Here is a 1988-nt window from a genome sequence, read left to right as displayed (position 1 = left end):
GCAGCCGCGACAAAGTCAGGACGGTTCGGCACTACCGGACGGGCCGTGCCTGGTGAGCAAGACGGGAAGGTGTACGCAAGGAACCGGTGTCGTAAGACCTCTTCATCGTCGACCAGCTCGAACCCGGTGGATCTGGGCTGGTGTGCGGTGCGTACCTTCCTCCGCGCCTGCTAGCCAGGCGGGTGTCGGGGGCGGGGAACTGTCAGGACGGTGACATGTGCCGGGCCTGGCAGGTCGTGGTGAAGGCCTGCGGCGTAGCCACGACGAGACCGCAGGGGCAAAGCCGGGCACCTCGCCCGTTGACCGAACAACAGTGAACGTGGGAACCACCTGTGACTGTTCCTCTTCTTGAAGGGGATAGGCCCGTTGCCGGCTGAAGGTCGCAGGTGGGGCGGAGCCGCCGTAGTACTCCGAGGCCGGGAGAGCCGGTCGCATGGGGAAGGGCGGCAGCGGGAGGAAGCAAGGAGGAACTGTGATGTCCGAAGATGCGCTGGTGAATACCGGCGCCGTGATCTGGCCCGAGCATGACTGGGCGCAGGTGACGGTACGGAGGATGCAGGCCAAGCTGCATTGTTGGGCGGCCGGGGATCCCGGTCGCCGGTTTGACGACCTGTACAACCTGGTCTGTGATCCGGCGTTCCTGGTCGTGGCGTGGCAACGCGTCGCGGGCAACGTCGGGGCACGGACGGCCGGGATCGATCGGGCCACGGTGGCTGCGATCGTCTCTCGGTTCGGGGTCGAGGAGTTCCTGCAGCATGTCCGTGACCAGTTACGGTCGCGGACATTCAGCCCGGTCGAGGTACGTCAGGTGATGATCCCCAAGGCGAGCGGGAAACTGCGCGCGTTGGGGATCCCGACCGTGACGGACCGGGTGGTGCAGGCTGCTCTGAAACTGGTGTTGGAACCGATCTTCGAGGCGGACTTTGCGCCGTGCTCGTACGGTTTCCGGCCGAACCGGCGCGCGCAGGACGCCATTGCCGAGATCCACCACTTCACCACCAAGTCTTACCACTGGGTGGTGGAGGCCGACATCGAGGCGTGTTTCGACATGATCGATCACGTCGCGTTGATGGACCGGGTCCGGGCAAGGATTGGCGACAAGCGAGTGCTGGGGCTGGTCAAGGCGTTTCTCAAGGCCGGGGTGATGACCACCACCGGCACCCGCGAGGCGACGCACACCGGCACCCCGCAGGGCGGGATCCTGTCCCCGCTGTTGGCGAACATAGCGTTGTCGGTGCTGGATGAGCACTTCATGTCGAAGTGGGACCAGCAGATGGCGAGCGAGGTCTGCCGACAGCGCCGGAAGCGACAAGGCAAGGCGAACTACCGTCTGGTCCGGTACGCGGATGACTTCGTCATCCTGGTCACCGGGCAGCGCGAACACGCCGAGCAGTTGCTCAACGAGGTGGCGCACGTGCTGGCCCCGATGGGGTTGCGACTGTCACCGGAGAAGACCCGCGTGGTCCACATCGACCACGGCTTCGACTTCCTCGGCTTTCACATCCAACGGATGCGGAAACGGGGCAGCAACAAGTGGTTCGTGTACACCAAGCCCTCGAAGAAGGCGATCGCCTCGATCAAGAGCCGGGTGAAGACCATGACCTACAGGGCGACCTTGCACCACGACCCCGGGTACCTTCTGGACTACCTGGGTCGGGTGCTACGAGGGTGGGCCAACTACTTCCGACACGGCGTGTCCAAGGCCACGTTCTCCGCGATCGACTCCTACACGTGGGAGCGGATCACGGCATGGCTACGGAAGAAGCACCGCATCGGCTGGCCAGAACTCCGGCGCAGGTTCTGCCTGCCCGGTACCTGGCGGCTCGCCGTCGATGGGATCAGGTTCAAGGGCGCAGCCAGCGTCCCCGTCATCCGGTACCGCTACCGCGGCTACCAGATCCCGACCCCATGGACACCGACAGCCACCACTGGCTGAACAACAACCACTCGTGGAGAGCCCGGTGCGGTGAGAATCGCACGCCGGGTTC

At 64.9% G+C, this 1988-nt stretch carries 1 protein-coding gene; it reads left to right on the top strand.

What is annotated here, in order from left to right; all coding sequences use genetic code 11:
• Positions 1 to 475 precede the first annotated feature (475 nt).
• Positions 476 to 1936, top strand: coding sequence for a group II intron reverse transcriptase/maturase (ltrA, locus tag ABD225_RS18590; RefSeq protein ID WP_344089194.1), 1461 nt, complete (start codon positions 476 to 478; stop codon positions 1934 to 1936).
• Positions 1937 to 1988: the final 52 nt, after the last annotated feature.

The organism is Nostocoides veronense, from assembly GCF_039531185.1.
GTDB classification, from domain to species: Bacteria; Actinomycetota; Actinomycetes; order Actinomycetales; family Dermatophilaceae; genus Nostocoides_A; species Nostocoides_A veronense.
Note: the sequence above shows the minus strand (reverse complement) of the source record. Positions and strands in the feature narration are given on the sequence as shown.